Consider the following 24,780-nt stretch of genomic DNA (forward strand, 5'->3'; position numbering starts at 1 on the left):
CGGACATTGGGTTCGGTCCGGAGAGCGGATGTTCCGAGGCCGCCGATGAGCGGACCTTCCGAAGGCCGCTATGGGTGCAAGGCCGACCTCGGACCCGAAGCCTGCTGCTGGTCACTTCAGGAAATCACTGAGGGTCTTACGCACCCAAGCCTCCACCTCATTCAGCTCCAAGAAAGAGGGGTGCTGCCGATCATCGAGCGCACCGAAGGCCGCTTCCACAAACCAGCCGCCCGGCGGGTCGACCTCTTCGTCTAGCCTCGTCAGCACGGCGCAGAGCGCGCCGTCGCAGAAGATCTGCAGCCCTTCGGTGCGCCGGGGATGCAGCGCGACCTCAATGGGCAGAAAGGTGATGTTCACGCGGCAAGGCTCGCCTTGACGTGAAGGTAGGTGGGATCGAAGGCTGCGAGTTCGCGCAATCGGTCCCAGTCGACGATCTTCGCCTCGGAGCGATGAAGCTCAAGCAGCCCCTCGCCGCGGATGTCCTGGAGCACCCGATTGATGTGCACGCTGGTCAGGCCCAGCGCATCAGCCATGTCGGCTTGCGTGATCGGCAGGGCGAATTGATGATCCTCCGACAGTCCTGCAGCACGGTACTTCACCAGCAACTCGCAAAGCAGGTGGGCGACCCGGGAATGGGCCGACAGCCGGCCAATGCCCATCATCCACTCGCGATGGATCGCCGCGTCCACAAGCGTATCGCGCCAAAGGATGTGGCAGATGGTCGGGTGCCGGTAAATCAGGTCCCGCAGCGGCTCGTGCGGGGGGCCGCCACGCGCACGGCGCTCAGCGCGCCGATGCTGTGGTCCATGGTGCTGAGGTGCAGACTTTGTAGGTCCGGGATGTCGCCGGCGATGTGGAAGGCCATGATCTGGCGCTTGCCGTCAGGCACTGCCTTGTAGCGACAGGCGAAGCCGCCCAGCAGGAGGGTGGAATGGGAAGGACGATCATGCTCCCGCACGATGTCGTCACCGCGCTGGTACTCCCGGGTCGTCACCGGCAGCTGGAGAAGCGCTGCCGCTTCGTTCTCGGGAAGCTTCGCGATATTGTTCAGCTTCGAGAGGAACTGAGCGTGCTCAGGCAGGTCAGATAGGCGGGTCGTCATTGGTGCTCCGGGCGGGAGCACACGCGAACGCTGTCTCTCAGGCGCTGGAGGCCACGTTAGGCCAGCGATACGACCAACATGGGCTCCCTGCCACGAATAGCAAGCGCCAGCGGCTGCTTGGGAAGCTCAGCAACGGGTCGGCAGCGGACGTTGAGAACGTCCGCTTCTAGGCGTGCATAGTGCAATGCGGGTTATAGCCTTGGATCGAGGGGTTCGCTTTCCATGGCAAGCACCGCGAAGACGCACTCGTGAACCCGGCGCAACGGCTCTCCGGCGACGAAACGCTTCAGCCCTTCGTGGCCCAGCGCGAATTCTCGCAGTGCGAGATTGCGCTTGCCGGTGAGCCCCCGCTCCCTCAATCGGGCAAGGTGCTCAGGCGCATCGTACTCTGGGCCATAGATGATCCTCAGGTACTCGCGCCCGCGAACCTTCAGTGCGGGTTGAATGAGGCCCTTTGGTCCGCGTGTGATGAAGGCCTGCGGCTTCACCACCATGCCTTCGCCGCCTGCGGCCGTCATGGTCTCCCACCAAGCTGCAGCCTCGGCGCATGCGGCTTCGTCGCGTAGGTCGACCGTCCGCCAGCGGGTGGCGGTAACGACACCGTGGCCGGCGGCGGCTAGACGATCGGCCCAGTTCATATGCCAGACGTGGTCTCGGTCGAACCACGTCCGCCCCTCCGTGGCGAGCAGGTGGAAGGGTGCGATCTTGAGGTCATCAACACCGCTCACCGGCCAGACGTACGGCTCCCAAGCGCGTGCATAGAGCGCCGCCCGCTGTGAGCGACCTTTGAAGCGTCGAGCAAGCTCGTCGACCTCGACCCCACTCGCCGCCGCGCGCGCTAAGGCGTGATTGGCGGCCGCCAAGCCGACCGCCGCAGAGGCCGCGACCGGCGCGTACTGTGCCTGGATCAGCGCGCCGGCCTTGGCCGACCATGGCATGATTTCGCAGTCCAGCAGGACCCAGTCCGTTTCCAGTTCGGTCCACAGACCAGTTGCGTCAGCCACCGCACGGATGCGTTCGAGCAGCCCCTCGGTCATCGCAGCGTCATTGAAGAAGGCGCGCCCCGTTCGCGTCCAGATCGCGCCTGTCTCGCCTCGCTGGGCGTCGAACCTCTTCCGTGCCGCCTCCGTGTTCCTGCAAATGGCGATCACCGCCCGGGAGCCCATGTGCTTCTCCTCGCACACGACCGACTCCACACCACGTTCGCGGTAGTGGGCGAATGCCTCTTCAGGCCGTTCCAGCCACCCTTCAGCGGCGCTGGTTTCGCAGGGCGACATCGTCGGCGGAAGGTAGGCGAGCCATTGCGGCGCCAAGGCGAAGCGGCTCATCACCTCGACGGCGGCGGCTGCATTCTCCTCCGCCACCACCACACGTCCGCGCAGCTCGGTCTCGATCCAGCGCCGCCCGCTGACGTCTTCCATGTCTAGCAGATCGTCGGCCTCAGCCTGCATCGAACGCCCGCCGCCGGCGGAGGCGAGCGGCCGAACTGGTTCGCTCCAGACCTGGCGGGCCGCCACTTGCACCAGCGTTCGCTCCGGCCATTGCAGAGCGGTCAGTTTGCCGCCGAACACGCAGCCGGTATCGATGCAGAGGGTATTGTTGACCCATTCGGCGTCGGGCACGGGAGTGTGGCCGTAGACGAGCGTCGTTGCCCCCCGATAGCCGGCCGCCCAGTCGGCTCGGACCGGCAGCCCGAACTCATCAACCTCTCCCGTGGTCTCTCCATAGAGCGCGAACTCGCGCACCGCCGGCGATCCGCGGCCAATCATCTCTTCTTTCAAGCCCGCATGAGCGACAGCCAAGCGACCACCGTCCAGCCAGTAGTGGCTACGGAGCGAGTCCAGGAACGCTGGCAGGCTCTCTCGCAGGCCACGAGTCTCGCCGTCCAGCTGGTCGATGGTCTGCTGCAGGCCGTGGGCGACGGTGACCTTGCGGCCCTGCAGCCAGCGAGCGAGCTTGCGTTCGTGGTTACCCTGGACGACGTAGGCGCTACCGGCGGCCACCATGCTCATGGCGATCCGCAGCGCGTCAGGCGAGTTCGGACCCCGGTCCACCAGGTCGCCCACGAAAACCGCCTTCCGCCCTGGGGCTGAGACAACCTGTACTGTCCGTTCGCCGCGATCTTCGGACCAGTTCACCTGGTAACCGAGCTTGATCAGCAGCTCCTCCAGTTCGGCAGCGCAACCATGCACATCGCCAATGATGTCGAACGGGCCGACGTCGTCACGCCGGTCAGTCCAGAGGGGCTTGCGCTCCACGACCGCCGCGTCGATCTCAGCTTCGCTCGTCAGCTTCCAGACCTGCCGGAATCCTTCGCGCTGGAGCCCCCCAAGTCCGCGCCGAATCTCGGACGCCATGCGCTGTACGACCTGCGGCCCGAACGGCCGGTCCGGCCGCCGCTGGTTGCGCTCGATGCAGACCTTGACCCCGGGATCGATGACGATGGCGACAGGCAAGGCGTGCCAGCGTCTGGCGACCTCGATCCAGCCTTTGCGATCCGCCGCCCGGACGTTGGTGGCGTCGATTACCGTAAGCCGCCGATGCTTCAGCCGCTTCTCGGCAATCGCGCGTACGAGCTCGAACGCGTCTGCTGTCACGGATTGGTCGGTCTCGTCGTCCGAGACCAGCCCACGGCAATGATCGGACGAGATCACTTCGGTGGGCCGGAAGTGCTTGGCCGCAAAGCTGGATTTGCCGGAGCCGGTAGCGCCGATCAGGACCACCAACGCGAAATCCGGGAGATCCAGTCGCATTTCGGAAGGTCCGCCGGTGGCGTCTTGGTGCGGGAGACGGACGTCGTTCACGCGGAGGCTCCTTGGCTGAACACGGCCATCTGGGTGGGCGCGCCAACTGCGGCGTCGACCTCGCCGATATGATCGAAGGCGACGCGATAGCCGTAAGCATCCGCCACACGCTCGGCCCAGGCGCGGAACTCGACGCGAGTCCACTCGAAGCGATGGTCAGGGTGGCGGAAAGCACCGCCTTCCAGATTTGGGAAGAGCGCGTTGTACTCGGCGTTGGGAGTCGTCACGACCACTGTCGCGGGACGAGCAGCGCCGAACACGACCCGCTCCAGGGCCGGAATACGGTCGAGATCCAGGTGTTCGATGACCTCGACGAGTACAGCGGCGTCCACGTCTTCCCAGCGGCGATCTCGATAGGTAAGCGAGCTGTGCAGGAGGCGCACCCTGCCTTCGGGCGGACCGCCAGGCTGATCAAGCTTCAGCCGCTTGGCAGCCCACTCCAGATCGCGGGCCGAGGCGTCCAGGCCAACGAGCCGCTCGAGCCACCGCTCCCGAAGAAGGTGCTGGAGCAGCTTGCCTTCGCCGCAGCCGAGGTCAGCGATAGCGCGCGCTCCGGACGCGCGGAGGACGTCGGCTACGGCGGAGAGCCGCTGATCGTTAAGCCGCAGCGGCCGCTCGAGCGTGTCCTCAGATGAGGGGCGCTCGGTCGCCTCGAGCGCCTCCTCTCTCGTCTCTGGCGCCAAGCGCTCCAGCGCCTCCCGCGTGAGCGCGCGCCGATGGATGAGGTACCTACGCACGATTAGATCGCGAGAAGGATGGCTCTCCAACCAGCCTTCGCCGCGGCGCAGTAGCTTCTCGACTTCGTCTTCGCCGACCCAGTAGTGCTTGTCGTCGTCGAGGACGGGAATAAGCACATACAGATGGCTAAGCAGCGCACGTAGGCGCGCCGTTCCCGCCAGCCGAAGGCTCACATAGCTGCTGGCCCCATCCTGGCTGACGGCTGGAGCAGGCTCGATCTGTACGCTCCAACCCAGAGGCTCGAATAGGCTACGGACGAGGGCCTCACCGCCGCCGCGGATTGAGAGGGGAGTGACGCGGGCCTCCAGCGGGATCTCGCAATCGGCCAGTTCGGGACGCTCGCGGGAGGTTCCGGTCATCGCGGTCCTGAGGGCGCGCCCGAGGGCGACCGACAGGAATGAGGAGGCCGCGTAGGGTCGGTCATTCACATATTGATCGAGCAGCCCTTCACCCCGTCCCTTACCGCGCACGAGACCAATGGGATCCACGTCCAGAAGAAGGGCGGCTTCGCACCTGGTCTCGGTCGCCTCGGGGTAGAAGACGATGGCTTTCCCGAACGGCAGTTCAGTCTCGTGCACGCGGCTTGGGTGCTTGTGCAGCAGGAAACCCAGGTCTGTCGCAGGCCGGTGCGTCGTAGCGAGGCTCAGGAACATGGCGCAGCTCTTTGTCAGTCGAAGACTGATGGGTGGAGGCGCGGCGGGGAGTTCCTAAGGGGGGACCTCTCCTGACGCTACCGGGAGAGGTCGATGCTGGAGTGAGACTCCGATCCTAACCCTCCGCGCGCGAGCGCTCCTGTTCGACCTGGGAACCAGGTCGATTCAAGATGACGCGCGGGAAGTGCACGGATTGCATAGCTATCGGATAACACGGTGCGGGTGAGCATGTCAGCCCACTCTGAGCGTCAGCTATGGGGCCGATAGCCAAGGTCCGCTTTCGCCCCGTTGCTGCCAGTGGCGGCAAACGTCAGCTAAGCGTCGGAGGCGGACGCCGCCTGCGAACATGCAGCCGGCAGACTTGCCGAACAGCGTTTGCGGACCTACCGTCAGTGAGCGGGGATCAGGAAAAGGCTGTGCGATGAAGACTCTCGTTCTTTCGGCCGCCATCGCGATGATGGCCTCGGCGCCCAGCTTCGCAGCCAGTCCGCAGGTGTTCGACTGGGGTGCGCACGCCCGCGCCTATCTCTCCCCCGGGCCTTCGCCTCAAGCATCGAAGCAGTGCTTCAACGGCAAGTTCATCCAGGGGGCCAATCGCTCCGGCGCCAACACGATCTACGTGCAGCCGCAGCACGGCGGGATTTTCGCTATGCAGCTCGAAGGATCGTGCGAGGCCCTGAACTCGGCGGAAAAGCTGACGATCCGCTCTGCGGGCGGCGATGTGGTCTGCGTTGACCGGCTGGCGGACGTGGTCGCGCACACCCCAGCAGGCGCCAAGCGGTGCCGGGCGACCGGGGTGCGTCGGCTGACCTCTCCTGAAATCGCGAGCCTTTCCACCGCGCGGTGACGAGCCGGCGGTCAGCCCCGCCGCAGATCTCGCCGCCGCCCTAACCTGCCGCCGTGCGCTCAACCTGGGCTGTGGGAGCGCGCCCAGGGCAGCGCTGTTCGCCCAAAGAAAAGCCGCGCACGAAGCGCGGCTGAAGTCGTCAGGGGAGGAAAGCTGGTGGCAGGGCCGGAACGCACGAGCGTTCCAGCCCCGCCTTGCGGTTAGAACCCGTAGCGGAGCGTCGCCGAGGCGGTGCGTCCGTTGTAGGCGCGGCCCAGGAGCAGGCCGTTGGCCGGGATGCTGCCCTGCAGAGTGTTCGCCACGACCAGTTCGTCGAACAGGTTGTTGACGTTCACCATCAGCTGCAGTCGATCCGTGGCGCGGACCTGCACAAAGGCGTTCACCAGGGTGTAGCCCGGGAGCTTCAGCTGGTTCGTGTCCTGGGCGTAGCTCTCGGTTGCGCCAACGAAGTTGGCGCCCACCGACAGACGCTCGAAGTCGAGCTGCGGCGTCAGCTGGAAGATCAAGTCGGGCTGGTGGCGCGGCGTGTTCCCGGCAAAGTCCGGGTGGGCCAGGTCGCTGGCGATCTGGGCGTCGGTGTAGGTCGCGCCGCCGATCAGGCTGAAGACGCCGTGATGGACGCCGACCTCGAGCTCCACGCCCTTGGCTTCATAGCCGCGGACGATGTTCTCGACACGGATGGAGCCATCCGGGTTGGAGTTGATCTGCAGGTTGCGCTCGGCTGTTTCAGCCGAGAAGCCGGTCACATTGAGCGTCACGCCGGACTTGCGATACTTGAACCCGAGCTCGGTCTGCTTGACCTCGTCGTAGGCGCTGGCGTCATCCTTCAGCTTGCCGGTGTTGTAGTCGATCGCCGGAGTGAACAGGATCTTGTCGGCAGAAGCGCGACCGCCGCGGCTGTAGCGGGCGAAGACGGCCATCGACTCGGCGATGCGGTAGTTCACGCCGGTCGAGTAGCTGAGGTAGTCATAATCGTAGTCCACCCGGCCAGGCGTCGCGAGCGGCAGCACGCCAGTCGTGGCTTCCGGCCGCGAGATCGCCCCATCGCCATTGATGTCGAACGGCGCCGTGCCGACGCGGCCGCCGCCGAGCTCGGCCCCGAGAAGCGTCCCGTTCACCTTGCCGGTATCCCAGCGCACGCTGGCGCCGATGGCCACCTTGCCCAGGCGGTAGTTCACCGAGCCATAGGGCGCGTTCACGCGGTAGTTCACGTCGTAGGCGCGGTGATACAGGCCGCCCGCGATGCCGTAGCCGAGATAGCCGTTCTGCGTCGTCGGCACGCCGGTGGCGGTTCTGACGTTGATCAGCGAGGTCTCACCATCGCCGCGGACGTCGGTGAGGGCGGTGACGAACGACCAGTAGGTGTCGATGTCCTGCGACGAGCCGTAGAAGCCTGCCGTGGTGGTCAGTTCGCCCGCGCCGATTTCCCAGACCCGGCTGGCGCGCAGGTCGTTGGTGAGGTTGTCCAGGCTGTTGGCCTGCACGTCAGCGACGACCGTGGAGACGAGCAGCCCGTTGCCGTTCAGGGTCGACGGGTTGGCGATCGTCTGGCCAGCGTTCGGACCGGTGGCGTAGCTGAGCACCCCGCCGGGGCCGCCGTAGGTGAAGGCGAGCCCAGCGGCCGGCGCCGCGGCGATCGGGACGTAGCCGAGGTTCGTGCCCGAAATGTCCGAGAAGCGGATCTTCTCGCTGATGGACCAACCGGCCACGTCGAACTGGGCGTCGAGGCCGATCGACTTGACCTTGGCGCGTTGGCCGTCGCGCAGATCACTGCGCATGAGCTGGTTCGAGCTATTGAGGCTCGTGACAGCGCTGTTTCGGTCTGAAAGCAGCGTGTCTTTCTTCAGGTCGAAGCCGTTCGGGCTCCGGAAGTCCGGATCCGCGTTCGTTCCGGTCACCAGAAGCGGCACGTCTTGGAAAGCCGGCGTGCGGTCGTCGAGCCACTTGCCGTAGACGCGCACGTGGCCGTTGGCGAACTGCTTGGTGATGTTGGCCTTGATCTGACCGCCCTTGTAGGCGTCATAGCCCACTTCGCGCGGGCCCTCGCCCTGGCGGTAGAAGCCGCCCACGTGGAAGCGCAGGGTGTCGCTCAGCTTGGCGCCGTAGTCCGCGTCGACACGGTGCTCGCCGTAGTTCAGGCCGAGAGTGCCGGCGATCGCGCCACCTTCGACGTCACCCGTCTTGGACAGCAGGTTGATCACGCCGCCGGGCGAGTTCGAAGCAAACGTCGACGCGGAGCCGCCGCGGATCGTTTCGATCTGCGACAGGTTCAGATCCGCGCGCAGGAACATGTCCGCGCCCAATTGGCTCAGGTCGGCGAACTCGAGGACCGGCAGGCCCTCTTCCTGGAGCTGCACGTACTTCGAGCCGTTGCCGGAGAGCGGCAGGCCGCGGATGGTGTAGTCGGAATTGCCCTCGCGGCCGAAGTGCTCGGCGCGAATGCCAGGGATGTTGCGGAGGACTTCGCCCAGGGAGCGGGCGCCGAGCACCTCGATGTCGGCCTGGCGCAGGGCGCTGGTGGAGGTCGCGCTGTCGAGGCGATCGCGTCCCTTGGCCACGCCCGTCGAGAACACCGCTTCGCCGTTCTTGGCCGGCTGCTGCGCCGCGGCGCGCGTTTGAGCCTGCGCCGGCGTGATCAGAAGAAGCGGCGCGATCGCGGCCGACAGATAAAGGTATTTCATTGGTAGCCCCACTTGATCCACGTTCTGTGTGTCGAAGTGTGGAATGCACTGGGGACTATAGCTAAGTGGTAAATGCCAATATCTTTTATCGGCAATTACCTGCGACATGTTGTCTTGCTGGCGACGTGTACTTTTCGGCGACCGCGACTTAGACGAGCTATATCTGTCGACTACTTATTATCTACCTAAGCGTACTCCGACAACATCTGATCTCGCTGCAGCTCGAGGCGGCTCTTACCAGCTGCCGACAGCTTTCTTCAGCGCCTGCCGCTCGGATTCCAGCCGGCTGGCGGCTTGCGGGACCGGGGCGTCCATTCCGGCGGCGGCCGAACGCAGCCGGAACCGCGAGACCAGGGTGGCCAGCTCATCAGCTTCGGCCGCCAGACTGCGCGCGGCCGCGGTCGCTTCCTTGACCATGGCGGCGTTCTGCTGGGTCATGCTGTCCATGCTCGCGACGGCGCCGCTCACCTGGTTGAGATTGTCAGCCTGCGTCTCGGTGCTCTGCGCGATCTCGCTGATCAGCGCGTTGGTGTCGCGGATCTTGGAGCCGATCTGGGTGAGCATCTCCCCGGTGTGGCCGACGCGGCCGACGCCGCTCTGAACCTGCTCGGACGAGGTGTTGATCAGCTGCTTGATGTCCCGGGCGGCGTCCGCCGAGCGCTGGGCGAGCGCCCGCACTTCCGAGGCGACCACCGCGAAACCGCGACCCGCGTCGCCGGCGCGCGCGGCCTCGACCCCGGCGTTCAGCGCCAGCAGGTTGGTCTGGAAGGTGATGGCGTCGATCAGGCTGATGATCTGGCTGATCTGTTCGGAACTCGTCTGAATAGCGTCCATGGCCGCGATGGCTTCCGAAACGATCTCGCCGCCTTCCCGAGCGTTTCCGTTCGCCACCTCGATGGCGCTCCGGGCGTTGGCCGCGCGCTGGGCGGTTTCGGCCACCATGACCGTGACCTGCTTGGTCGCAGTGGTGGTCTCTTGCAGGCGCGAGGCCTGCTGCTCGGTCCGCCGCGACAGGTCCTCGGAGGCCGAATAGATGTCGGACGCGCCGGAACGCACGCTTCGCGCCGACTTGGCGACGCCTGAAATGCTCTGCTCCAACCCTTCCACGGCGCTGTTGAACGACTGACGCAAGCGCTCGTATTCAGGCTCGAACGGCTTGGTGATGACGTGGGTCAGGTCGCCGGACGCCAGCGCCGCGAGCGCGGTGTCGAGGGTTTCCACGACCCGGCGCTGCGCAGCTTCCGCGCCGAGCTTGGCGGCGTCCGCTTCGGCTTTCGCGCGGTCGGCGTCCGCCTTCGCCCGGTCGGCCTCGGCCTTGGCGAGCGCGGCGTCTCTAAAGACGAGCACGGCGCGCGCCATGTCGCCCAGTTCGTCGGAGCGTTCGGCGTCCACCACGATGTCGTTGTCGCCGTTGGCCAGTTGGGTCATCGCGTCGGTCAGCGTGGTGATGGGCCGCGCGATCGTGCGGCTCAGCTGCCGCGACAGCGTCATCGCCACCGCGATCAGCGCAATGCCGCCAAGCACCAGGGCCGCAATGGCCGTGAAGATGGCCGCCTGCTGGCGCGCGCCGTTCTCGGCGATGCGGGTCGCCTCGACCTTGCGGATGTCGCGGAGCGGCAGGACGGCGGCGCTCACCAGCACCTTTGAGCCGGCGCTGCGGACGATCTCCTGCGCTTCCTCGCGGCGGCCGGCCTTGACGACTTCGATCAGCCGATCGCCCCAGTTCTTGCGCCAGGCGAGCGTCGCCGTGCGCGAGTCCTCGATGTTCTTCAGCATGGCCGGATCCGTCAGGGTCGAACCCAGCTTCTGCGAGACGCTGTCGTACTCGTCGCGCCCCTCGTAGTACGACTTCAGGTAGCTCTCGTCGCCGGTGACGAGGAAGCCGCGGAACTGGCTGTTCTGCCTCAGGATCGCCGTTTCAAGCGCCAGGGCGTCCGCATGGATCGACTGGCTGCTGTTGTTGCTCGCGGTGGACGCGCGGATCATCAGGATGGTCCCCAGGAAGACCACCATCATGATCGCCGCGGAAACGCAGATCAGAACGAACGAGAAGCTGAGCTTCTTCGGGATGTTCATCGCAAGGCGCATCATCTCACTCTCGAGCAAATGTATTCAGCGTAATGTTGCGCATGGAATGCATAGCGACCTAACGAAATAACTCGGCAAAGTAGCACGCCAAGTGCTTTCGCACGATTCCCGCGTATTACTACCAGTACTAGTCAAAGGTTGTTGCATCGCCGTTAATGACCAGAATCTGCTCTCGCCTATTCACCGAGTCATGGAGACTGACGAAAGCTCCGCGAAAATTTGCCTCCTCTTAAGAGGTACCGCTCATGAGTGTGCCCGTGCAGATGGTGCACAAGTGCAAGAGTTGGAAAGACGCATCAGGTGATCCTGAACAGCGCTGACATCGGTATTGGGCAGCGCTCAGGAAGTCCTAAGCATGCGGTTTGAGTCCCTATGAAGATGCTCCAAGCGGCTGGTGCCGAACATGCGTTCGCACGGCAGGCTCAAAACTGTCGCTCTGCTGGCTCGACCTTTGTGGCCTCGGTGCTTGAAGCGGTCGACCGGCAGCTGCCGCACGCGCCGCTCAGCCACGAATTCGTTCGGGCCTGGAAGGGCGACCCGGCCGCGGGCGCCATTGCGCTGCGGGTGAACGGCGCGCTCCATGCGCTCGCCCGCCGCGGAAAGCCCAAATATCTCGCCGATCTCTACAGCGGCGCGCACGAGGATTTCGACGGCGCCGTCGCGGACGCCCTGTCGCAAGAAGATCAGTTCATCGCCGAATGGATCCGCCATCCCACCCAGACCAATGAGGTGGCCCGTGGCGCAGCCATCATGGCGGCTCTGCTGAGCGTCGCAGCCCAACGGCGCATGCCCTTCGAGATCCTGGAACTTGGCTCCAGTTGCGGCCTCAACCTGAACCTGGATCGCTACGCCTACGAGCTCGGGACGATGAGCGTCGGCGATGCGTCGTCGAGCGTGCACATCGCCCCCAAGTGGACCGGCCCGAACCCACCGGATGCCTTTGTCTCGATCGTGGCGGCGCGGGGCGTCGACCTCAGCCCGCTGAACGCCCGCAACCCGGCCCACCGCGAACGCCTCCTCTCCTTCACCTGGGCCGACCAGCCTGACCGGTCGCGCCGGCTCGAAGCGGCGTTGCGGCAGGCGGTGACCCAGCCGCCCCGCGTGGACCAGGGCGACGCAGGACAGTGGCTCGCCGAACGATTGGCCGAGGCTCAGCCCAAGGGCGTCTGCCGCGCGGTCGTGCACAGCATGTTCCTGCAGTACCTGAGCGAGGACGCCCGGCGCAGCGTGGCCGCCACGCTCGCCGGCGCCGGAGCCGAGGCGAGCCTCGATCGGCCGTTGATCGAGATCGGCCTGGAGTGGACGACCGACCGGCGTGAGGTTCAGCTCCGCCTGACCACATGGCCAACCGGCCAGACGTCCGTGCTGGCCAGGACGGATCCGTACGGCGAATGGGTGGAGTGGCTCGCGGACTGAGGGCCGCGACTACCCGCCAAACCAGCGGCGGCTTCGATCTGGCGCCCACCAGGTGAGGGTTCCTGCCGACGCCTGAGCCGCCCGCCGACACCCGTCGTCGCCTAGGGACAGCGCTGTCAGGCAAAAAAAAGCCGCGCACGAGGCGCGGCTGGAAGTCATTAGGGAGGAAACGCCCAGGAAGGGCAGGAGGCGACAGCGCCGCCTCACAATCTCTTTGTACAGTGCAGCGCAAAAAAACGCAAGCGGAAAGTGCGTGGTTTTTGAGTGGGCAGTCTGTCGCACTGGAAAAGCGTATTTTAACAACCACTTTAACCGACTTATGCGCGTTACGGTTTAGGTGCACTGCACAATAGCACCGTGATTTCGTCGCATATCTCTGTCATACGCTCCCCCACGCCGCGTCCAACTGGCGCTGGCGGCGCGGCCCTTGCTCGCCTACAAGCGCGCCACATCAAAAGATCCGAGACCTCCTCCCCTTATGTCGCTCCGCAACATCGCCATCATCGCCCACGTCGACCACGGCAAGACCACCCTCGTCGACCAGCTGCTCGCCCAATCGGGCGTGTTCCGCGCCAACGAGGCCACCGTCGAACGGGCCATGGACTCCAACGACCAGGAGCGCGAGCGGGGGATCACCATCCTCGCCAAGTGCACCAGCGTCCTTTGGAACGGCCGCGCGGGCGAGACCCGCATCAACATCATCGACACCCCCGGCCACGCTGACTTCGGCGGCGAGGTCGAGCGGATCCTGGGGATGGTGGACGGCTGCGTCCTCCTGGTGGACGCCGAGGAAGGCGTCATGCCCCAGACCAAGTTCGTGCTGGGCAAGGCGCTGAAGATGGGCCTGCGCCCGATCCTCTGCCTGAACAAGGTGGACCGCCCCCACGCCGACCCGGACCGCGTGCTGAACGAGGCCTTCGACCTCTTCGCCGCCATGGGCGCCACCGACGAGCAGCTCGACTTCCCGCACATCTATGCGTCGGGCAAGAACGGCTGGGCGACCATGGACCTGGCTCAGCCCAACGACAACCTGGCCCCGCTGTTCGACCTGATCGTCGACCACGTGCCCGAGCCCAAGGCCGCCGCCCGCAAGGACGAGCCCTTCCAGATCCTGTCGGTGCTGATCGAAAGCGACCCCTTCCTGGGCCGCCTGCTCACCGGCCGCATCGAGAGCGGCAAGGCCGTTCCGGGTCTGGCCATCAAGGCCCTGTCGCGCGACGGCAAGGAAATTGAGCGCGGCCGCATCACCAAGGTGCTGGCCTTCCGCGGCCTGAAGCGCCAGCCGATCGACGACGCCGAAGCCGGCGACATCGTCGCCATCGCGGGCCTGTCCAAGGCCACGGTGGCCGACACCCTGTGCGCCCTGGAAGTCACTGAGGCGCTGCCGGCCCAGCCGATCGACCCGCCGACCATCTCCATGACGGTCTCGGTGAACGACAGCCCCCTGGCCGGCCGCGAAGGCGACAAGGTCCAGAGCCGCGTCATCGCCGCCCGCCTCCTGAAAGAAGCCGAGTCCAACGTCGCGATCCGCGTGACCGAGACCTCGGAAAAGGACGCCTATGAAGTCGCCGGCCGCGGCGAACTGCAGCTGGGCGTGCTGATCGAAGGCATGCGCCGCGAAGGCTTCGAGCTGTCGATCTCGCGTCCGCGCGTGGTGTTCCAGCAGGACCCGGAAACCGGCGAGCGCCTGGAGCCCATCGAAGACGTCATGATCGACGTGGACGACGAGTACACCGGCATCGTCATCGAAAAGCTCTCCGCCCGTAAGGCCGAGCTGAAGGACATGGGCCCGTCGGGCGCGGGCAAGACCCGCATCAGCCTGATGGCCCCCTCGCGCTCGCTGATCGGCTACCAGGGCGAGTTCCTGACCGACACCCGCGGCTCGGGCGTGCTGAACCGGGTGTTCAGCCACTACGAGCCCTACAAGGGCGCCATCGACGCCGGTCGTAAGGGCGTGCTGATCTCCAACTCGGACGGTGAAACGGCGGCCTACGCCCTGTGGAACCTGGAAGAGCGTGGCGTGATGTTCGTCGGCGCCGGCGAGAAGACCTACCAGGGCATGATCATCGGCGAGAACAGCCGCGCCGACGACCTGGACGTCAACCCGATGAAGGCCAAGCAGCTGACCAACGTCCGCGCCTCCGGCAAGGACGAGGCCATCCGCCTGACCCCGCCGCGCCGCATGACCCTCGAGCAGGCCATCGCCTACATCGAGGACGACGAGCTGGTGGAAGTCACACCGAAGTCCATCCGCCTGCGCAAGCAGACCCTGAACCCCTCCTTCCGCAAGAAGCGCACCAAGGAAGACTAAGGGCCTGACCTCAGGACGACATTCAGCGGCGGCGGTGGCGACACCGCCGCCGTTTTCGTACGTTCCGGGTCGCCCTGGCTCTCGTTGATCTTGCCGCGGCGCAGCCAAGGGGCTTCCCGATCACGCCGCAGAAAACCCGCCCTGGCAGCTAGCCTCAGGCGACCTGCGGGAGTTCGGTCGCAATCCACTTTGGCCTTTTCGCCCCCAGAAGTTGTGGCAAACTCGGAGCTCTCTCAGAAGGAGCGCAGAGATGCTTGTTGCGGCTCGAGGCGTTCGGCAGATCAGGCGCACCGTTGGCGCTCTTGGTCTGGCGTTGACGGCGGCCGCGGCGCTCGCCGCCTGCGCCAGCTATCCGTCCGTACGGGTGGCCAACGCCACCGGACAGCCGCTCGCGGTGCTGCACAAAGACATGCCGGTCAACCAGGTCAGCGACATCTTCTATGTCGGCCAGGATGCATGGGCCCCCGTCGCGGACGGCCGCTCCCGACGCTTCGTCTCGGCCGAGACCTTCCGTCCCGTCGAGGCGGGGGAAAGCCTGGTGCTCCGGGCTGGCGAATGCGTCTTCCTCTACGACGTCTCCGCCTTGCCGCATCCGTCAGCGTCCCTGCCCCTGCGCATCGGTCGGGACATGAGCGCCCAGATCGCCGCAGGCGGCGCCGTCATTCAGCCGCAGAAGCGCTGCCCGACCTGAACGCTCAGGCGTGGGCTACGACCGCGCAAAGTCGTGGTCGGCTAGGCCCCTGTTCGCTGCGAACCGGATCGCGGACCTGCAAGACGAGGCCATGCATCGCGAACAGCTGGCCCACCAGGCAGGCCGCAGCGCCCAGGCTGGCCGGCGGCTCGGCGCCCATCAAGGCTTCGAGCCCCTCATCCAAGGAGCGGTAATCGTCGGCCTGCGCCGAGGCGAACACCGTCAGCAGCAGGGCCTCGTCGCCGCTGACCCCCGACGCGCAAGGCGGTGCGATGGCGATCCTGCGCCGCCCTTTCCACCGCAGCTGCTCGACGAAGGCCATCAGCGCTCGACAAGCCTCCGGCCCCGCCGCGCCGCAGGCGGCCTCGAACTCAAGTCTCAGGCTGTGGCAGGGGCTTTCCAAGGCCTGTCGCCGCACGGCCCGCAGCAGCAGCCGCTCACCCTGGCTGAGGTCGGAGAGCTCGAGAGATCCGCGTCCGTACATGCGCCGCTCCATCGCTGGACTCGGACGCTATTGCAGTTGCGAGTCATTCGCAACAAGAAGCCATCACCGGCCGAGCGAGCGTGCGATCTCTTCCAGCATGGATGTCAGTTGCTCGGCGACTTCGCGCGTCAGCTCGCCCGCTTCACCGTTCGAACTGTAGAGCCGCGAGCGCGTGAAGCCGCCGATCAGCCCCTCGAACGAGGTCGGACTGGTGATCGCCAGGTGCGTCAGCAGGGCCCGCAGCAGGAAGTCGTGCGCGAGCAGGCTGCGTTGCGCCTGCTCCAGCTGCGCCTGCAGGTTTTCAAGGGAAACATCGCTCATGCCTCCTGAGGCCGCGAGCCGGCCTCAGGTTCCGGCCGTTAGCGGAGCTTCAGCTCCATCCAGGTGTCGCAGCGGGCGTAGGGCGTGGCGGCCGGCGCCAAGTCCTTGAAGCCCATGGACCGGTAAAGGCTCACCGCCGGCGTAAGCTTGGAGTTGGTTTCGATGTAGAGCCTGGGCGCGGCCAGCGCGCGGGCCTGGTCGATGCACTTCTGCAGCAGGGCGCGTCCGACGCCGCGGCCCTGCACGCTCTCGTCGACGGCCATCTTGGCGACCTCGTAGCCGCCGTCGTCCATGGCGATCATGGCCACGCAGCCCACCGCCTCGCCGCTCTCCAGAGCCATGAAGATCCGCCCGCCGCGATCGACGATCTTGCCCTGCGGGTCGGCGAGGGTCTCCACGTCCTTCGTCTCCAGGGCGAAGTACCGGGTGATCCAAGCCTCGTTCAGCGCCTTGAAGGCCGGGCCGTATTCGGGGCGGAAGTCGAAGATGTCCACGCGGAAGGTCCAGGCCAGGGCGAGGTTGGATCGAGCGCTCATCCGGGCAGGATTATCCCTTAGCAGGTTAACCGTCCCCAAAAGCCCCCGACGCCCCGCGGCCCCGGGAGATGAGCGAATCTCCATGGACCTCGCGGCGGCCCGGTGATCTTGATCCTCTCTTCCGCTGGGGCTCAAGCGACCTCATGGCCAACTCGATCTTCGCCGCCATTCCGACCACCATCTTCGAGGAAATGAGCGGACTTGCCCGCGCCCACGGCGCCGTCAACCTCGGCCAGGGCTTTCCCGACAGCAACGGCCCGCAGCCCCTGCGCGAGAAGGCCGCCGACGCCGTCCTCCACGGCTCGGGCCAGTACCCGCCCATGCCGGGCCTGCCGGAGCTGCGCGCCGCGGTCGCCGCGCACTATGGCCGCGCCCAGGGCCTCGACCTCAATCCGCAAGGGGAGATCACCATCACCTCCGGCGCCACCGAAGCCTTGGCGGCCGCTTTCTTCGCCCTGATCGAGCCGGGCGACGAGGTGGTGGTCTTCCAGCCGGTCTACGACGCCTACCTGCCGCTGATCCGGCGGGCGGGCGGGATCCCGCGCCTGGTGCGCCTGTCGCCGCCCCACTGGCGCTTGACCCGCGCCATGCTGGAAGAGGCGTTCACGCCCCGCACTCGCTTCGTGGTGCTGAACAATCCCATCAACCCCGCCGCCGTGGTCGTGCCGGACGAAGACCTCGCCCTGCTGGCCGAGTTCTGCGTGGTCCACGACGCCATCGCCGTCTGCGACGAGGTCTGGGAGCAGGTGGTGTTCGACGGCCTGGCGCACCGCCCGCTGATGGCCTTTCCCGGCATGCGCGATCGCTGCGTGAAGGTGGGCAGCGCCGGCAAGATCTTCGGCCTCACCGGCTGGAAGGTCGGCTGGATGTGCGCCGCGCCCCCGCTCACCCAGGCCCTGTCCCGCGCCCACCAGTACCTGACCTTCACCACCCCGCCGAACCTTCAGGCGGCGGTGGCGTGGGGGCTGGAGAACCTCGGCGGCTGGCTCGCCCAGATGCCCCACGACCTCCAGCGCTCCCGCGACCGGCTGAGCGAGGGCCTGCGCCGCGAAGGCTTCGCCGTCCTGCCCTGCCAGGGCACCTACTTCCTGAACATCGACCTGCCCGCTTCCGGCGTCGACGAGGCCGACCGCCCCTTCGCCCTGCGCGCGGTCGCCCAGGCCGGCGTCGCCGCCATTCCGGTCAGCGCCCTCTTCGAAGCCGATCCCGTCACCACCATCCTGCGCCTGTGCTTCCCCAAGGCCGACCAGACCCTGGACGCCGGCGTCGAGCGCCTGGCCCGCGCCCGCGACCTCAGCCGGCGAGCCTGAGCCCGCCTTCCCGCGCCGTCCCGTAGCGGCTATTGTCCGACAAATGAGACAGCCGGGGATGAGCTTGGACAACTGGAGCCGACGCGCCGTCCTGCTGGGCGGCGCCGCCTTGAGCCTCGGCGCGCCCAGCGCCTTCGCAGCGCCCGTGGCCTTGCGCGCCGAGCCCTTCCCCTTGAGCGCCGTGCGGCTGAAGCCCTCGCCCTGGGCCGACGCCGTGGCCGCCAACCGCCGCTACCTGCTGGCGCTGGAGCCCGACCGCCTGCTGCACAACTTCCGCGCCGGCGCCGGCCTTGCGCCCAAGGCCCCGGCCTATGGCGGCTGGGAAGCGCGCGGCATCGCCGGCCACAGCCTCGGCCACTACCTGTCCGCCCTGTCGCTGATGCACGCCCAGACGGGCGACGCCGAGTGCAAGACCCGCGCGGCCTACATCGTGGGCGAGCTCGCCGCCTGCCAGGCCGCCCACGGCGACGGCTACGTCGGCGGCACCACCGTCGAGCGCGACGGCAAGATCGTTGACGGCAAGGTGATCTACGAGGAGATCCGCCGCGGCGACGTGCGCGGCACGCCCTTCGACCTCAACGGCGGCTGGGTGCCGCTCTACACCTGGCACAAGGTCCACCAGGGCCTCTTGGAAGCCCACGCCCTGTGCGGCGACGCCCGCGCCCTGCAAGTCGCTGTCGGTCTCAGCGACTATCTGGTGGGCGTGCTTAGCCCCCGCTCCGACGCCGAGATCCAGGAGATCCTGGCCTGCGAGCACGGCGGCCTGAACGAGGTGTTCGCCGAAACCTGGCGGCGCACCGGCAAGCCCGCCTACCTCCAGCTCGCCCAGCGCCTGCACCACGACGCCGTGCTGAACCCGCTGGAGCAGGGCCGCGACGAGCTCAAGGGCAAGCACGCCAACACCCAGATCCCCAAGGTGATCGGCCTGGCCGCCCTCCATGAGATCACCGGCGAGCCCCGCTACGGCCGCGCCGCGCGTTTCTTCTGGACCGAGGTCACCTCCAAGCACTCCTACGTCATCGGCGGCAACTCCGAGCGCGAGCACTTCGGCGCCCCGGGCGAGCTCGCGTCCCGCCTCACCGACCGCACCTGCGAGGCGTGCAACACCTACAACATGATGAAGCTCACCCGGCGCCTCTACGCCTGGGAGCCGAACGCCGCCTGGTTCGACTGGTACGAGCGCGCCCACCTCAACCACATCCTGGCGCACCAGCGCCCCTCCGACGGCATGTTCGCCTACATGACGCCCATGCGCGCCGGCTCCGCGCGGGTGTTCTCCACGCCCGACGACAGCTTCTGGTGCTGCGTGGGCTCAGGGATGGAGAGCCACGCCAAGCACGGCGAGTCCGTCTGGTGGCGCAACCGCGAGACCCTGTTCGTCAACCTGTTCATCCCCTCGACCCTCGACTGGGCGGAGACCGGCGCCCGCTGGTCGCTGGACACCGACTACCCCGCCTCCGGCCGCATCACCCTCACCGCCCAGCGGGCCGGCCGCACGCCGTCGGAGCTCGCCCTGCGCCTGCCGGCCTGGAGCCCCAATCCCCGCCTGACGGTGAACGGCCGCTCCGTCCCGGTGCAGGGGCGCGACGGCTACGCGGTCGTCCGCCGCACCTGGCGCGACGGCGACACCGTCACCCTCGACCTGCAGATGCCGCTTCGGGCCGAGACCACCCCCGACGATCCCAACATCACCGCCTTCCTCAGCGGCCCCGTGGTCTTGGCCGCAGACCTCGGCTCGGCCGAGACGCCCTTGGACCAGCCCTCGCCCGCCCTGGTGGCGGCCGGCGCCCTGGCCGCCCTCCAGCCCGTGGCCGGCCAGCCGCACGTCTTCCGCGCGGCGGACGCCCGCCCAGGTCCCCTCACCTTCCGCCCCTTCTTCAGCCAGTGGGACCGCCGCACGGCCGTCTACCTGCCTCGCTTCACCGAGGCCCGCTGGCGCGCCGAGGCCGCCGCCTTCACCGCCGAACAGGCCAAGGCCCGCGCCATCGAGGCCCGCACCGTGGACGTCATGCACCCCGGCGAGATGCAGCCCGAGCGCGACCACGAATTCCGCGCCAACCACGCCGACGTCACCACCAACGGCGGCCGCTCGGCCCGCCAGGCCTGGTGGGGCCAGGGCAACTGGATGGAATGGACGATGGCCGCCCGCCCGGACCAACCCATGGAGCTGCAGGTCCTCTACTGGGGCGAGGAGCGGGACAAGAACTTCGACATCCTGGTGGACGGCCGAAAGCTCGCCACCGAGCGGCGGGCCGACGGCGCGCCGGAGCCGGCTTTCGTGGTCCGGACCTACCCCATCCCCCGCGAGTGGACGCAGGGCCGCGATCGCCTGCGCGTCCGCTTCGAGACCCGCGGCTCCGACGCCACGGTCTACGAATGCCGCACCCTGGTGGCGGAGGCGGGCCCCAAGCCCACCCGGACCTGAACCGGCCTACCGGCCGGCGGCGGGCGCGGGCAGCTTGAACAGGCCCGCCGCATTCCCCCAGCGGATCTGCGCCTTCTCGGCCGCCGTCAGGTCCAGCTTCTCCAGCGCCTCGACGTTGGCCGCCAGCGAGTACTGCGGATAGTCCGAGCCCAGCAGCACGTGCTCCACCCCCACGTTGCGGATCGTCCAGACGAACTCCGCCTCCACCGGCGAGTCCGCCAGCAGCGCCACGGTGGCCGAGATGTCGAAGAAGATGTTCTCCCCGAACAGGTTCTCCGCCGTCCGCGCCGCCTTCAGGATGTTCCAGAACCGGAAGTTCAGCGCCCCCATGTGCGCGAAGATGAAGGTGGTCTTGGGCGCCGCCAGCGCCAGGTTGAACAGCTTCTCGTTGTCCCCCGGCAGGATGTTGGCGTTGTCCATCAGCACGATCACGCCCAGCTCGCCGGCCCGCTGCACCAGCGCCAGCACCCGGGGATCGGCCGCATCGAACCTTTGGGTGTGCGGATGGATCTTCAGGATCCTCACCCCGCGCCCGGCTGCCCGCGCCAGCTCCGCCAGCGCCGCCTCGCCGTCATAGGGATGCACCGTCGCCACCGGGATCATCCCCGGATTGCGCGCCGCCAGCGCCAGGATGCCGTCGTTGCCCGCCCGGATCGCGGCCGGATCTCCCGTCGGCGCCTGATTGCCCCCGCCGAACCACATGGCCGCGTAAGCCGGCACGTTCAGCCCCGCCGCCTTCGCCGCCTCTTGATAGGCCCGCAGCGACGCCGCCCCGTCATGCAGATGCACATGGCCGTCGAACACCGCCGGCTGCGCCCCGGCCGCCCCCGCCGCCATCACCGCGCAAGCCGTCAAAGCCCCAAGCCACCGCATCGCATCCACCCGTCCGCACCCGCCCCAACCGGACGGCCACGTTGACGTAACACGGTTCACCCGCACCCCGCGATGACCTCAGAGGTAACCCCAGATCCTCCCCCTCAGGGGGAGGTTGGCCGAAGGCCGGAGGGGGTTCCACCCCCAACGCCCACCCCACCCGCTCATCTCCGCGAAGGCAGGGATCCAAGCTGAGCAAGGTTCGGTAACCAGAAGCCCGCCATGGTTGCGCTCTCACGAAACTCGCCTCATCAGCCATGAACCTCGATCCCGCGCTCCTCTTCGCCTTCGCCGTAGCCCTGGCCTTCTTCGCTGGCCAGCAGCTCAAGCTGCCGTTCACAAGGCGCGCGCACCGTCGCGGCCCTTGGCCCGCTCGCAAAGGCGGGCTCCAGCCCGGCGCTGCAAACCTCCGCGCGGTCGAGACGCCGACCCGCCCCGCCATCGCAGACGGCCCGGAACAACTGCGCATCGTCTCGGAGGCGAAGTTCGAGATCCAACCGCTGCTCAACAAGGGCGAAGTCCGCTGGCTCTACACGGCGGAGAAGTTCGTCGCCGACCGCAACCTCGGCTGGCGCGTCATGGCCCAAGTCAGCCTCGGCGAGATTCTGTCCACGCCGGACAAAGCCGCCTACGCCGCCATCAACTCGAAGCGCGCCGACCTGCTTATCGTCGACCAGCGCGGCCACGCCCTCGCCGCCATCGAGCACCAGGGTGAAGGGCACTACACCTCGAGCACCACAGCCGCCCGCGACGCGGTCAAGCGAGAGGCGCTCCGCAAGGCGGGTGTGCGGTTCATCGAGATGACGCCTGAGCATGCACCGGAGGACTTGGCCCGAGAACTCGCTCGTCTCACGTCCTAATTGTCCTCCAGCAAGTTCCTCCCCGCAGGGAGGTGGCCGAAAGCCGGAGGGGGTTCCACCCCCAACGCGCACCGCCCGCCCAGCCCCGCGAAAGCGGGCATCCAAGCTGAGCGACAACCGGGTTGTCATAAGCCCGCTTGGTTGCGCTCCAAACCTGCTCTCGTGGTCGAGAGCGGGGAGGCTGAACTCCGCAGAACACTTGTTTGAATACGTTGAGCATGTGCTCCCACGTAGGCGCGGCCAGCTTCGGGGCGATGTGCCGGCGCAATCGCCCAAGTTCAAAGGTCATTTGAGGGCGCATCTGGCGAGCGGGTATGAACGTGACATGAGTCGAACGATCATGCCCGCCGCAGCCTCTTTTCCCGCCGAGTTCGCGCACATCGGGCGCCTGGTCGTGGGCTACGGTGAGTTGGAGTTCTCACTCGTAGGTCTAGCTGAAGCCGTGACTGGAGTGTTGGTCACACCGCTTAGGGTGCTCTTTCGAGTCAGGAGCGAAAGCCAGCGGCTCGATCTGGCCGACGCACTCATCCGCCCTTCAATCGATGAGAAGCTGCGGCCGCAGTACGAGAAGGTCCTTAGCGACCTGCGCTACTGCCTTCAGATCAGAAACCAGTTCGCCCATGCCCACTGGGCTTCTGAAGGGAACCGTCTGAACTTCACACACCTAGAGGGAGCCGCAAAGCGCAACGACGCCGAGGCTCGCCTGACCCTCCGTTATGTAGATCTCTCTCTTCTTGAGCAGCAGGAGGCCTTTTTCGTCTACGTCGATGATTGCCTTTTCCACCTCACCGACGCCTCCGCAGAACTCGCAAGCCGGCCGCTCGGCCATGATGGCTTGGCCGCTGCCCGACCTAGGCCACTCAAACGACCAGCGCTCTTCGTCGCCTCCTAGACTTGCACGACGGAAGCAGAGTGTGCCTCTCAGGAGCTCCGTATGTCGCCCCCCGCGTTGACTCCCGCGCCCCTCTCTGTATAAGAGCGCCCCTTCGGCTTCCGGGTACCCCCGCGGGCGCGATACGCTTTGCAATCAAGAAGAAATACAAAGGCGCGAATGATGTACGCGGTGATCAAGACCGGCGGCAAGCAGTACCGGGTTCAACCGGGCGACCTGCTGATCGTCGAAAAGCTGGAAGGCGAGCCCGGCGCGGCCGTCTCGTTCGGCGAAGTTCTCATGCTCGGCAACGGCGACTCCGTCACCGTGGGCGCTCCCCTGATTGAAGGCGCGGCCGTCGCCGCCACCCTGATCGAAACCCGCAAGGGCGAGAAGGTGAAGATCTTCAAGAAGATCCGCCGCCAGGGCTATCGCCGCACCCGCGGCCACCGCCAGACCGAAAGCGTTCTGCGCGTCACCGGCATCACCGGCGCCGGCCAGGAAGCCAAGTGGGACGGCGAAGTGAAGCTGGTCACCAAGGCCGAGCTGAACGCCCGTTCGCGCAACCTGCCGTTCACCGCTCCGGTCGCCGCCGCGCCCGTGGCTGAAGCCGCCCCGGCTGCGCCGAAGAAGGCTCCGAAGGCCGCCGCGGCTCCCGCGGAAGCCGCCGAGACCCCGGCCGTGACCGAAGCCGCTGCTGAAGCTGCGCCGAAGAAGCGCGCTCCGGCCAAGAAGAAGACCGACAACGCGGAAGGCGGCGCCGAGTAATCTCGGCCCCAGCCTCTCCCGCAGCTCACGTTTAGGAGGCCACTATGGCTCACAAAAAATCGGGCGGCTCCTCGCGCAACGGGCGCGATTCCGCCGGCCAGCGACTGGGTCTGAAGAAGTTCGGCGGCGAGAACGTGCTCGCCGGCAACATCCTCGTGCGCCAGCGCGGCACCAAGTTCTGGCCGGGCGACAACGTCGGCATGGGCAAGGACCATACCCTGTTCGCCACGGCCACCGGCCAGGTGAAGTTCGTCACCAAGAAGCTCAACCGTACCTACGTGACGGTGGTGCCGGCGACCGAGGTGCTTGCTGCCGAATAGGCGGAACCCCTCCACCGGTTCCGCCCCACCAAGAGGCGAACCGGACAGATGATTTCCTTAGCGGGGAGTCCGGTCAGCCGGGCTCCCCGCTTTGCATTTGGGCCTGCGGCGACAACGGATCGCAGGCCGGGAGGGTAGAAAAGATGTGCACGCTGGACGTGACCCCCACCATCGGAACCGAGCGCCTGGTGCTGCGCGGCGCCGTGCGCGACGACGCGGCGGCCCTTGCCGGCCTGCTCAACGACTACGGCGTGGCCTCCATGACCTGCACCCTGCCCCACCCCTTGGCCGCCGAGGACGTGGAGGACTGGGTCGACCGGAGCATGACCGGGGACTGGAGCCGCGAGGCCCTGTTCGTGATAGAGCACCGCAGCCTGGGCGTCGTCGGCCAGCTGGGCTTCAAGCTGAACGAGCGCGGCCGGCCCGAGGTCGGCTATTCGCTGGGCCGGCCCTACTGGAACCGCGGCTACGCCACCGAGGCCCTGCGCGGCGGCCTGTCCTGGGCCCGGCGCGAGTGGCGGAAGAAGCTCGTCTTCGCCGGCCACTTCGCCGACAACCCGGCCTCCGGCCAGGTGCTCTGCAAGGCGGGCTTCCTCTACACCGGCGACGTCGTCCTCAAGGACAGCCGCGCCCGGGGCCAGCCCGTCCCCACCCGCATGATGGTCTGGCTGGCCTGACCCC

The 24,780-nt window shown here is 67.1% G+C and carries 22 protein-coding genes; 11 read left to right on the forward strand and 11 right to left on the reverse strand.

The window, feature by feature from the left end:
- Positions 1–111: 111 nt before the first annotated feature.
- The 5 genes from DJ018_RS03340 to DJ018_RS03355 all read right to left on the reverse strand — a co-directional run bounded on the left by DJ018_RS03340 (position 112) and on the right by DJ018_RS03355 (position 5,297).
- Positions 112–357 carry a hypothetical protein gene (locus DJ018_RS03340; RefSeq protein WP_111513462.1) on the reverse strand — a complete coding sequence of 82 codons (246 nt, stop codon included), beginning with the start codon at positions 355–357 and terminating at the stop codon, positions 112–114.
- Positions 354–689, reverse strand: coding sequence for a Crp/Fnr family transcriptional regulator (locus tag DJ018_RS19300; protein ID WP_205853701.1), 336 nt, complete (start codon positions 687–689; stop codon positions 354–356). The genes DJ018_RS03340 and DJ018_RS19300 overlap by 4 nt, the downstream gene beginning before the upstream one ends.
- A 47-nt stretch (positions 690–736) precedes the next feature.
- Positions 737–1,102 carry a Crp/Fnr family transcriptional regulator gene (locus tag DJ018_RS19305; protein ID WP_205853702.1) on the reverse strand — a complete coding sequence of 122 codons (366 nt, stop codon included), beginning with the start codon at positions 1,100–1,102 and terminating at the stop codon, positions 737–739.
- Positions 1,103–1,293: 191 nt separating this feature from the next.
- Positions 1,294–3,906, reverse strand: a complete 2,613-nt coding sequence (locus tag DJ018_RS03350) for a polynucleotide kinase-phosphatase (protein WP_240609439.1) — start codon at positions 3,904–3,906, stop codon at positions 1,294–1,296.
- Complete coding sequence (locus tag DJ018_RS03355; protein ID WP_111513463.1) at positions 3,903–5,297, reverse strand: 3' terminal RNA ribose 2'-O-methyltransferase Hen1; 1,395 nt, start codon at positions 5,295–5,297, stop codon at positions 3,903–3,905. The genes DJ018_RS03350 and DJ018_RS03355 overlap by 4 nt, the downstream gene beginning before the upstream one ends.
- A 421-nt stretch (positions 5,298–5,718) precedes the next feature.
- Here DJ018_RS03355 and DJ018_RS03360 point away from each other — a divergent pair, with 421 nt between their 5' ends.
- A complete protein-coding gene (locus DJ018_RS03360; protein WP_111513464.1) occupies positions 5,719–6,144 on the forward strand; it encodes a DUF6491 family protein in 426 nt (141 codons plus the stop codon).
- A gap of 200 nt (positions 6,145–6,344) precedes the next feature.
- On the opposite strand, the gene DJ018_RS03365 is transcribed toward DJ018_RS03360, so the two are convergent.
- Together DJ018_RS03365 and DJ018_RS03370 are read right to left on the reverse strand one after the other, a co-directional pair.
- On the reverse strand, positions 6,345–8,825 hold the full coding sequence (locus DJ018_RS03365; RefSeq protein WP_111513465.1) for a TonB-dependent receptor domain-containing protein: 2,481 nt from the start codon (positions 8,823–8,825) through the stop codon (positions 6,345–6,347).
- A 234-nt stretch (positions 8,826–9,059) separates the two neighbouring features.
- On the reverse strand, positions 9,060–10,916 hold the full coding sequence (locus DJ018_RS03370) for a methyl-accepting chemotaxis protein (RefSeq protein ID WP_240609440.1): 1,857 nt from the start codon (positions 10,914–10,916) through the stop codon (positions 9,060–9,062).
- A 369-nt stretch (positions 10,917–11,285) separates the two neighbouring features.
- On the opposite strand from DJ018_RS03370, the gene DJ018_RS03375 reads away from it, so the two are divergent.
- The 3 genes from DJ018_RS03375 (at position 11,286) to DJ018_RS03385 (ending at position 15,331) form a co-directional block, all read left to right on the forward strand.
- Complete coding sequence (locus DJ018_RS03375; RefSeq protein WP_111513466.1) at positions 11,286–12,329, forward strand: DUF2332 domain-containing protein; 1,044 nt, start codon at positions 11,286–11,288, stop codon at positions 12,327–12,329.
- Between the two features lie 478 nt (positions 12,330–12,807).
- Positions 12,808–14,640, forward strand: coding sequence for a translational GTPase TypA (gene typA / locus DJ018_RS03380; RefSeq protein WP_111513467.1), 1,833 nt, complete (start codon positions 12,808–12,810; stop codon positions 14,638–14,640).
- 250 nt (positions 14,641–14,890) lie between these two features.
- Positions 14,891–15,331: a hypothetical protein gene (locus DJ018_RS03385; RefSeq protein ID WP_111513468.1), complete on the forward strand. Its 441-nt coding sequence runs from the start codon at positions 14,891–14,893 to the stop codon at positions 15,329–15,331.
- A 4-nt stretch (positions 15,332–15,335) separates the two neighbouring features.
- Here DJ018_RS03385 and DJ018_RS03390 read toward each other — a convergent pair whose 3' ends face one another.
- From DJ018_RS03390 to DJ018_RS03400, 3 genes are all read right to left on the reverse strand, one after another.
- Complete coding sequence (locus tag DJ018_RS03390) at positions 15,336–15,815, reverse strand: hypothetical protein (RefSeq protein ID WP_111513469.1); 480 nt, start codon at positions 15,813–15,815, stop codon at positions 15,336–15,338.
- 63 nt (positions 15,816–15,878) lie between these two features.
- Complete coding sequence (locus DJ018_RS03395) at positions 15,879–16,136, reverse strand: hypothetical protein (protein ID WP_111513470.1); 258 nt, start codon at positions 16,134–16,136, stop codon at positions 15,879–15,881.
- Positions 16,137–16,174: 38 nt separating this feature from the next.
- Entirely contained in the window at positions 16,175–16,672 is a 498-nt protein-coding gene (locus DJ018_RS03400) for a GNAT family N-acetyltransferase (RefSeq protein ID WP_111513471.1), read from the reverse strand.
- A gap of 143 nt (positions 16,673–16,815) precedes the next feature.
- On the opposite strand from DJ018_RS03400, the gene DJ018_RS03405 reads away from it, so the two are divergent.
- Both DJ018_RS03405 and DJ018_RS03410 read left to right on the forward strand, forming a co-directional pair.
- Positions 16,816–17,982: an aminotransferase gene (locus DJ018_RS03405; RefSeq protein WP_111513472.1), complete on the forward strand. Its 1,167-nt coding sequence runs from the start codon at positions 16,816–16,818 to the stop codon at positions 17,980–17,982.
- Positions 17,983–18,040: 58 nt separating this feature from the next.
- On the forward strand, positions 18,041–20,407 hold the full coding sequence (locus DJ018_RS03410) for a glycoside hydrolase family 127 protein (RefSeq protein ID WP_111513473.1): 2,367 nt from the start codon (positions 18,041–18,043) through the stop codon (positions 20,405–20,407).
- A gap of 6 nt (positions 20,408–20,413) precedes the next feature.
- On the opposite strand, the gene DJ018_RS03415 is transcribed toward DJ018_RS03410, so the two are convergent.
- Positions 20,414–21,280 (reverse strand): amidohydrolase family protein, encoded by an 867-nt coding sequence (locus DJ018_RS03415; RefSeq protein ID WP_111513474.1) that lies wholly within the window; start codon positions 21,278–21,280, stop codon positions 20,414–20,416.
- Between the two features lie 257 nt (positions 21,281–21,537).
- Between DJ018_RS03415 and DJ018_RS03420 the strand changes: the two genes are divergently transcribed.
- From DJ018_RS03420 to DJ018_RS03440, 5 genes are all read left to right on the forward strand, one after another.
- Entirely contained in the window at positions 21,538–22,140 is a 603-nt protein-coding gene (locus DJ018_RS03420; RefSeq protein WP_111513475.1) for a DUF2726 domain-containing protein, read from the forward strand.
- Between the two features lie 325 nt (positions 22,141–22,465).
- Entirely contained in the window at positions 22,466–23,032 is a 567-nt protein-coding gene (locus DJ018_RS03425) for a hypothetical protein (protein WP_111513476.1), read from the forward strand.
- A gap of 162 nt (positions 23,033–23,194) precedes the next feature.
- Entirely contained in the window at positions 23,195–23,779 is a 585-nt protein-coding gene (gene rplU / locus DJ018_RS03430) for a 50S ribosomal protein L21 (RefSeq protein ID WP_111514657.1), read from the forward strand.
- 44 nt (positions 23,780–23,823) lie between these two features.
- Positions 23,824–24,099 carry a 50S ribosomal protein L27 gene (rpmA, locus tag DJ018_RS03435; RefSeq protein ID WP_111513477.1) on the forward strand — a complete coding sequence of 92 codons (276 nt, stop codon included), beginning with the start codon at positions 23,824–23,826 and terminating at the stop codon, positions 24,097–24,099.
- A 143-nt stretch (positions 24,100–24,242) separates the two neighbouring features.
- Positions 24,243–24,776, forward strand: coding sequence for a GNAT family N-acetyltransferase (locus tag DJ018_RS03440; protein WP_111513478.1), 534 nt, complete (start codon positions 24,243–24,245; stop codon positions 24,774–24,776).
- Positions 24,777–24,780: the final 4 nt, after the last annotated feature.

It is taken from the genome of Phenylobacterium deserti (assembly GCF_003254705.1).
GTDB classification, from domain to species: Bacteria; Pseudomonadota; Alphaproteobacteria; order Caulobacterales; family Caulobacteraceae; genus Phenylobacterium; species Phenylobacterium deserti.

What these genes read in the sequence shown, in the direction of transcription:
- DJ018_RS19305 (WP_205853702.1), bottom strand. Translation starts at nt 1,102, where the DNA reads ATGACGACCCGCCTATCTGACCTGCCTGAGCACGCTCAGTTCCTCTCG.
- DJ018_RS03355 (WP_111513463.1), bottom strand. Translation starts at nt 5,297, where the DNA reads ATGTTCCTGAGCCTCGCTACGACGCACCGGCCTGCGACAGACCTGGGT.
- DJ018_RS03360 (WP_111513464.1), top strand. Translation starts at nt 5,719, where the DNA reads ATGAAGACTCTCGTTCTTTCGGCCGCCATCGCGATGATGGCCTCGGCG.
- DJ018_RS03365 (WP_111513465.1), bottom strand. Translation starts at nt 8,825, where the DNA reads ATGAAATACCTTTATCTGTCGGCCGCGATCGCGCCGCTTCTTCTGATC.
- DJ018_RS03370 (WP_240609440.1), bottom strand. Translation starts at nt 10,916, where the DNA reads ATGATGCGCCTTGCGATGAACATCCCGAAGAAGCTCAGCTTCTCGTTC.
- DJ018_RS03375 (WP_111513466.1), top strand. Translation starts at nt 11,286, where the DNA reads ATGAAGATGCTCCAAGCGGCTGGTGCCGAACATGCGTTCGCACGGCAG.
- typA (WP_111513467.1), top strand. Translation starts at nt 12,808, where the DNA reads ATGTCGCTCCGCAACATCGCCATCATCGCCCACGTCGACCACGGCAAG.
- DJ018_RS03385 (WP_111513468.1), top strand. Translation starts at nt 14,891, where the DNA reads ATGCTTGTTGCGGCTCGAGGCGTTCGGCAGATCAGGCGCACCGTTGGC.
- DJ018_RS03390 (WP_111513469.1), bottom strand. Translation starts at nt 15,815, where the DNA reads ATGTACGGACGCGGATCTCTCGAGCTCTCCGACCTCAGCCAGGGTGAG.
- DJ018_RS03395 (WP_111513470.1), bottom strand. Translation starts at nt 16,136, where the DNA reads ATGAGCGATGTTTCCCTTGAAAACCTGCAGGCGCAGCTGGAGCAGGCG.
- DJ018_RS03400 (WP_111513471.1), bottom strand. Translation starts at nt 16,672, where the DNA reads ATGAGCGCTCGATCCAACCTCGCCCTGGCCTGGACCTTCCGCGTGGAC.
- DJ018_RS03405 (WP_111513472.1), top strand. Translation starts at nt 16,816, where the DNA reads ATGGCCAACTCGATCTTCGCCGCCATTCCGACCACCATCTTCGAGGAA.
- DJ018_RS03410 (WP_111513473.1), top strand. Translation starts at nt 18,041, where the DNA reads ATGAGCTTGGACAACTGGAGCCGACGCGCCGTCCTGCTGGGCGGCGCC.
- DJ018_RS03415 (WP_111513474.1), bottom strand. Translation starts at nt 21,280, where the DNA reads ATGCGGTGGCTTGGGGCTTTGACGGCTTGCGCGGTGATGGCGGCGGGG.
- DJ018_RS03420 (WP_111513475.1), top strand. Translation starts at nt 21,538, where the DNA reads ATGAACCTCGATCCCGCGCTCCTCTTCGCCTTCGCCGTAGCCCTGGCC.
- DJ018_RS03425 (WP_111513476.1), top strand. Translation starts at nt 22,466, where the DNA reads ATGAGTCGAACGATCATGCCCGCCGCAGCCTCTTTTCCCGCCGAGTTC.
- rplU (WP_111514657.1), top strand. Translation starts at nt 23,195, where the DNA reads ATGTACGCGGTGATCAAGACCGGCGGCAAGCAGTACCGGGTTCAACCG.
- rpmA (WP_111513477.1), top strand. Translation starts at nt 23,824, where the DNA reads ATGGCTCACAAAAAATCGGGCGGCTCCTCGCGCAACGGGCGCGATTCC.
- DJ018_RS03440 (WP_111513478.1), top strand. Translation starts at nt 24,243, where the DNA reads ATGTGCACGCTGGACGTGACCCCCACCATCGGAACCGAGCGCCTGGTG.